Below are 6346 nucleotides of genomic sequence, written 5' to 3'. Positions count from 1 at the left end.
CGAAGATGACGTTTGCCGGCCTGGGCAACGCGCAGGATCGCGCGAAGGTGATCCTGTATCTCAACCAGCAGGGTTCGAACCTGCCCCCCCCCCCCGCCAAGCAGTGCTGCGTCCGGAACTGCCCCTCACCCCAGCCCTCTCCCCGGAAGGGGGAGAGGGAGCAGAGAGCTCAGCCCTCGGCGGCTTCCCGCTCGGCCCGCTCGCGGTAGAACGACTGCACCGCGTCCCACGCCTCGTCCGCGGTCTCGACGTAGCGGAAGATTCCGAGGTCCTTCTCGCTGACGACGCCTTCCTCGACCAGTGCGTCGAAATTCACGACCCGCTCCCAGAAAGCGCGGCCGAACAGCAGCACCGGGATCGGCTGGATCTTGCCCGTCTGGATCAGCGTCAGCAGCTCGAACAGTTCGTCGAACGTCCCGAACCCGCCCGGAAACGCTGCCAGCGCGCGGGCGTGGAGCAGGAAGTGCATCTTCCGCAGCGCGAAATAGTGGAACTGCACCGACAGCGACGGCGTGACGTACGGGTTCGGCGCCTGCTCGTGCGGCAGGACGATGTTCAGGCCGATCGATTCGGCGCCGACGTCGGTCGCGCCGCGGTTGGCCGCTTCCATGATCGACGGACCACCGCCCGAGCACACCACGAACTGCCGCCAGCCACGCTCGTCGCGCGGCAGCACGCTGACCTTCGCAGCGAGTTCACGCGCGACGTCGTAATATTTCGACTTCTCGACCAGCCGCTCGGCGATCTTCTTCGACTTCTCGTCGGTCGCGAGCGCCAGCAAGGCCTGCGCCTTCGAGGGCTCGGGGATGCGCGCCGAGCCGTAGAACACGAACGTCGAACCGATCTTCGCCTCGTCGAGGACCAGTTCGGTCTTCAGCAGTTCGAGCTGGAACCGCACCGGCCGCAGGTCTTCGCGCAACAGGAAGTCCATGTCCTGGAAGGCGAGCCGGTAATGCGGGTGCTGCGTCTGGGGTGTGGAAACGGAGTCGCGGGCGGACTCGGCATCCTGGCTGGCGTTCGCGAAAACGCGCGCGGGTACTCGTGTATCTGTCATTTCGTCGGGATTAGAGGAAACGGGGAGGGAGGGCTAGAGCGGTGCGCTAGCGGCAGAAATTGGCGCGATCGTCCTCGAGGTGGAGATGGTTGCGGTGCGCGGCGTTGTAGTCGGGGCTGAGCACCGTCCCGAACCGCTTGCAGGCCGACGCACGGATCGTCTGAAGGAACTGCCGGACCTGCGGGTCGGCCGAGTTCCAGTCGTTCAGCACGGTGATTCGCCGCCCGTCCTTCAGCACGAACCCGCCGACGTCGATCGCGTTGGCGATCGCGTGGCCGGAGCGCCGGTTTGCGTTGCGCGCCGACCCGACGATGTTGCGGCACGAATAGCTCCCCATGCTGTCGATCCGCGCGAGTTCGCTGCCGAGCATCTGGTATGCGGCGGGTGCGACCGCGTTGCGCGTCCAGCCGATGAACGCGCGCGCTTCGCTGCAGCGGACCGCGGTGAGGTTGGCGACGGGGACGCCGATGTCGACGAGCTTTATCGTGCCGGCGAGACCGCAGCCGGGGCCTGTCTCGCGATCGGGCAGGACCTGGAACGAGACGTGCAATTGGCGCAGGTCGGCGAGACATTGTGCGGTCTCGCGATTGCTTGGGACGGAGAGGTTGGGACGGGTTTTGGTAGGGGCGCTGGGGCGGTCCGCGCGTCCGCAGGCAGTGAGCAAAGGGATGACGACAAGGGGATAAAATACGCGATACATTGGCGCATAATCCTCGCCTTGGATGGGATTGTCACCCTTCCTCCGTTCGTGCTGCGCTAAGTCGAAGCATCTCGCCGTAGGGACGAGACCCTTCGACTTCGCTCAGGGCGAACGGCAAGGAGAAGAGGTTGACACCCCTGCGAACGCCGTTAGGGCCGGCGACGGGCCACGCGGTCCCAACGCCGCGCGTGCTCTCTGTGAGGAGAGACTATTTTGACGGATACCATTACCGCACCCGCATTGGGTGTGCTCGACCAGCCGACGACGAAGCCGGCGCGTCCCTTTTTCAGCTCCGGTCCCTGCGCGAAACCTCCGGGTTGGTCCGCGGACAAGCTCGCCACCGATTCGCTCGGTCGCTCGCATCGCTCGAAGATCGGCAAGACCCGCCTCCAGTACAGCATCGACCTGATGCGCGAGCTGCTGAAGCTTCCGACCACGCACCGCATCGGCATCGTCCCCGGCTCCGACACCGGCGCGTACGAGATGGCGATGTGGACGATGCTGGGCGCGAAGCCGGTGACGGCGCTGGCCTGGGAAAGCTTCGGCGAAGGCTGGGTCACGGATGCGGTCAAGCAGCTCAAGATCGACCCCACGGTAGTGCGCGCCGATTACGGCCAACTCCCCGATCTGGAAGCGGTCGACTGGTCGAACGACGTGCTGTTCACCTGGAACGGCACTACCAGCGGCGTGCGCGTGCCGAACGCGGACTGGATCCCGGACGACCGCGAGGGTCTATCGTTCGCCGATGCTACTAGCGGCGTGTTCGCATACGATATCGACTGGACCAAGATCGATGTGGCCACCTTCTCGTGGCAGAAGGTTCTCGGCGGCGAGGGCGCGCACGGCGTGCTGATCCTGGGGCCGCGTGCGGTCGAGCGGTTGGAGACGTACACGCCGGCGTGGCCGCTGCCGAAGGTGTTCCGCGTCGTCTCGAAGGGCAAGCTCGCCGAGGGCGTGTTCAAGGGCGAGACGATCAACACCCCGTCGATGCTGGCCGTCGAGGACGCGATCTTCAGCCTCGAATGGGCGAAGTCGCTGGGTGAAGACGGGCTGATCAAGCGCTCGGATGCGAATGCGGCGGCTTTGGACAAGATCGTCGCGGAGCGGGATTGGCTCGGTCATCTCGCGATCGATCCGGCGACGCGGTCGAAGACCAGCGTGTGTCTCACGGTCGAGGGTGCGGACGAGGCGCTGATCAAGGCGATGGCGGCGGCGCTCGAGAAGGCTGGCGCGGCGTATGACGTGGCGGGTTACCGCGACGCGCCTCCGGGCTTGCGCATCTGGTGCGGCGCGACCGTCGACACCGCCGATATCGAAGCGCTCGGCCCCTGGCTCGACTGGGCCTACGCGACCGCCAAGGCGGCCTAACTAGCTACCGCGTCTTTTACGCCCTTCTTCCAACAACCACCGCCATTCCGTCATCCCGGCGCACGTCGGGACCCATGGACACGGAGCACTCGCTCATGAAGCGAACCGCTACCGTGGGTCCCGGCTTCCGCCGGGATGACGGGGGGGTGAGGATCGGATCGGAAGGCGACCACCCAATCCCCCCGAAATTCCCAGGAGCAATCCCATGCCAAAAGTCCTTATCTCCGACAAAATGGATCCCCGCGCCGCCCAGATCTTCCGCGAGCGCGGCGTCGAGGTCGACGAGATCACCGGCAAGACGCCCGCCGAACTGATGGCGATGATCGGCGAGTATGACGGCCTCGCGATCCGCAGCTCGACCAAGGTTACCAAGGAAATCCTCGAGCACGCCACCAACCTCAAGGTCGTCGGCCGCGCCGGGATCGGCGTCGACAACGTCGACATCCCCGCCGCGTCGGCAAAGGGCGTGGTTGTGATGAACACGCCGTTCGGCAATTCGATCACCACTGCCGAGCACGCGATCGCGCTGATGTTCGCGCTCGCCCGCCAGTTGCCCGAGGCCGACGCCTCGACGCAGGCCGGCAAGTGGGAGAAGAACCGCTTCATGGGCGTCGAGCTGACGTCGAAGACGCTCGGCCTGATCGGCGCGGGCAATATCGGCTCGATCGTCGCCGACCGTGCGCGCGGCCTCAAGATGAAGGTCGTCGCGTTCGATCCGTTCCTGACGCCCGAGCGCGCGATCGAGATCGGCGTCGAGAAGGTCACGCTCGACGAACTGCTCGCGCGTGCCGATTTCATCACGCTGCACACGCCGCTGACCGACCAGACGCGCAACATCCTCTCGGCCGAGGCGCTCGCCAAGACCAAGAAGGGCGTCCGGATCATCAACTGCGCGCGCGGCGGCCTGATCGACGAGGTCGCGCTGAAGGCGGCGCTCGATTCGGGGCAGGTCGGCGGCGCCGCGCTCGACGTGTTCGTCGAGGAGCCGGCTAAGGCATCGCCCTTGTTCAACACGCCGAACTTCGTCAGCACGCCGCATCTCGGCGCATCGACGACCGAGGCGCAGGTCAACGTCGCGATCCAGGTCGCCGAGCAGATGGCCGATTTCCTGATGTCGGGCGGCGTCACCAACGCGCTCAACATGCCGTCGCTATCGGCCGAGGAAGCGCCGAAGCTGAAGCCGTACATGGCGCTGGCGGAGAAGCTGGGGTCGTTGGTCGGGCAGCTGACCACCGGCGCGGTATCGCGGATTTCGGTGCATACCGAGGGCGCGGCCGCTGAGCTCAACGCCAAGCCGATCGTGAGCGCGGTGCTCGCCGGCTATCTCCAGACGCAGACCGCGACCGTCAACATGGTCAACGCGCCGGTGCTGGCGCGCGAGCGTGGCCTGGAAGTCCGCGAAGTCCGCACCGAGCGTGAGGCGGACTACCACACGCTGCTCCGCGTCGCGGTGAAGACCGAGGATGGCGAGCGGTCTGTTGCGGGGACGCTGTTCGGCGATTCGGCGCCGCGTCTGGTCGAGCTGCTCGGGATTAAGATCGAAGCCGATCTTGCCGGGCCGATGCTGTACGTCGTCAATGAGGATGCGCCGGGGTTCATCGGTCGTCTTGGGACGGCGCTGGGCGAGGCTGGGGTGAACATCGGCACGTTCCATCTCGGCCGTCGCTCGGCCGGTGGCGAAGCGGTGCTTCTCCTCTCGGTCGACGAAGCGGTGATGCCGGAGCTCCTCACCAAGGTCCGCGCGCTCCCCGGCGTGAAGACCGCGATGGGCCTCAACTTCTGACGGTGTTACTGACTTAGCCCTCTCCCCTCCGGGGAGAGGGTTGGGTGAGGGGCAGTTGGAGAGGACAGCGCTCGCGGCGCCCCTCACCCCGGCGATCTGCATGCACGCTAGCCCCACATTTCCGTTCGTGCCGAGTAGAGACCGAGTAGCGCTGCAAGCGCGTATCGAGGGCTCGTATCGAGGTACACGTCCCGCGGGCAGGTATCCCTCGATACGCCATCTCGATACGTGCCCTTCGGGCACTACTCGATGGCTACTCGGGACGAACGGGTTGGGGATAGTCGAGACGAACGCAGTTCAATCTCGCCGCAACCTGTTCTAGAGGCACGCGCATGACCGCACTCCTCCCCGAAGGCTTCCGAGATCGCCTCCCCCCGTTCGCCGACTCGGCCGCGGCGCTGGAAGCCCGCGTGCTCGAAGCCGCGCGCCTCCACGGCTACGAACGCGTTGATCCACCGCTCGCTGAATTCGCCGACGGGCTGGAAATGCGGCTGAAGGCCGGCGGCCTCCACGATGCGGTGCGTTTCGTCGATCCGGTGTCGCAACGCACCCTTGCGATCCGCCCCGATATCACCGCACAGGTCGCGCGGATCGCCGCCACGCGGATGGGGCATCACCCGCGGCCGGTGCGGCTGAGTTACGCTGGTTCGGTGCTGAAACTTCGCGCGTCGCAGCTCGCGCCGGCGCGCGAGACTCGGCAGATCGGGTGCGAGTTGATTGGGCTCGATTCGGTCGCCGCCGCACAGGAGCTCGTCGCGGTTGCGGTCGACATGATCGCAGCGGCGGACGTCGCGGGCGCGTCGATCGACTTCACGCTTCCCGATCTGGTGCCGACGCTCGCCGCCGGGCCGCTCCCTGTTGCGGACGACCTCGTCGCCACCTTGCGCGATCGTCTTGACGCGAAGGATGCCGGTGCCGTTGCCGCACTCGCGCCCGCCTATCTCCCCCTGATCGAAGCCGCCGGGCCGTTCGAACAGGCCATGGACCGCCTCCGCGCCTTCGACACGACTGGCGCGCTCGCGTCGCGCCTCGACGGTCTCGCGCGGATTGCCGAGGCGCTCGACGGTCGTGTCGCGCTCACGCTCGACCCGACCGAGCGGCACGGGTTCGAATACCAGACCTGGCTCGGCTTCTCGCTCTTCGCCGATGGCAGCGCGCGTGAAGTGGGGCGGGGTGGCACTTATACCGTCGTCCACGAAAACGGCGCCGAGGAAGCCGCCACCGGCTTCTCGCTGTTCACCGATGCGCTGGTGGAACGTACCGCCACCGTCGACCGCCGCCGCTTATTCCTGCCCTATGGCACCCCAGCCAACGAAGGCGCCGCGATGCGCGCGCGCGGCTGGGTAACCGTCGCCGCGCTAGAGGCAGGCGACACCCCCGAAGCACAAGTCTGCACGCATCTATGGGTGGCGGGCGAGCCCCGCGCGCTGTAGGCGCTGCG

At 66.6% G+C, this 6346-nt stretch carries 5 protein-coding genes; 3 read left to right on the top strand and 2 right to left on the bottom strand.

All coding sequences use genetic code 11. The features are described 5' to 3' along the window. Positions 1-169: 169 nt before the first annotated feature. Positions 170-1054: a TIGR00730 family Rossman fold protein gene (locus VH567_RS14400; protein ID WP_423326939.1), complete on the bottom strand. Its 885-nt coding sequence runs from the start codon at positions 1052-1054 to the stop codon at positions 170-172. A gap of 46 nt (positions 1055-1100) precedes the next feature. Further along, the gene (locus VH567_RS14395; RefSeq protein WP_423326938.1) at positions 1101-1754 is read right to left on the bottom strand and encodes an extensin family protein; all 654 of its coding nucleotides are present in this window, start codon (positions 1752-1754) and stop codon (positions 1101-1103) included. Between the two features lie 213 nt (positions 1755-1967). Here VH567_RS14395 and VH567_RS14390 point away from each other — a divergent pair, with 213 nt between their 5' ends. The 3 genes from VH567_RS14390 (at position 1968) to VH567_RS14380 (ending at position 6338) form a co-directional block, all read left to right on the top strand. Then, entirely contained in the window at positions 1968-3122 is a 1155-nt protein-coding gene (locus VH567_RS14390; protein ID WP_423326937.1) for a phosphoserine transaminase, read from the top strand. Between the two features lie 205 nt (positions 3123-3327). Then, the gene (serA, locus tag VH567_RS14385) at positions 3328-4905 is read left to right on the top strand and encodes a phosphoglycerate dehydrogenase (RefSeq protein WP_423326936.1); all 1578 of its coding nucleotides are present in this window, start codon (positions 3328-3330) and stop codon (positions 4903-4905) included. Between the two features lie 332 nt (positions 4906-5237). Further along, positions 5238-6338 carry an ATP phosphoribosyltransferase regulatory subunit gene (locus tag VH567_RS14380; RefSeq protein ID WP_423326935.1) on the top strand — a complete coding sequence of 367 codons (1101 nt, stop codon included), beginning with the start codon at positions 5238-5240 and terminating at the stop codon, positions 6336-6338. Positions 6339-6346 lie beyond the last annotated feature (8 nt).

This window comes from Sphingomonas sp. 4RDLI-65, assembly GCF_049472435.1.
GTDB lineage: Bacteria > Pseudomonadota > Alphaproteobacteria > Sphingomonadales > Sphingomonadaceae > Sphingomonas.
This window is presented reverse-complemented; position numbering and strand designations above follow the sequence as displayed.

What these genes read in the sequence shown, in the direction of transcription:
- serA (WP_423326936.1), top strand. Translation starts at nt 3,328, where the DNA reads ATGCCAAAAGTCCTTATCTCCGACAAAATGGATCCCCGCGCCGCCCAG.
- VH567_RS14400 (WP_423326939.1), bottom strand. Translation starts at nt 1,054, where the DNA reads ATGACAGATACACGAGTACCCGCGCGCGTTTTCGCGAACGCCAGCCAG.
- VH567_RS14380 (WP_423326935.1), top strand. Translation starts at nt 5,238, where the DNA reads ATGACCGCACTCCTCCCCGAAGGCTTCCGAGATCGCCTCCCCCCGTTC.
- VH567_RS14395 (WP_423326938.1), bottom strand. Translation starts at nt 1,754, where the DNA reads ATGTATCGCGTATTTTATCCCCTTGTCGTCATCCCTTTGCTCACTGCC.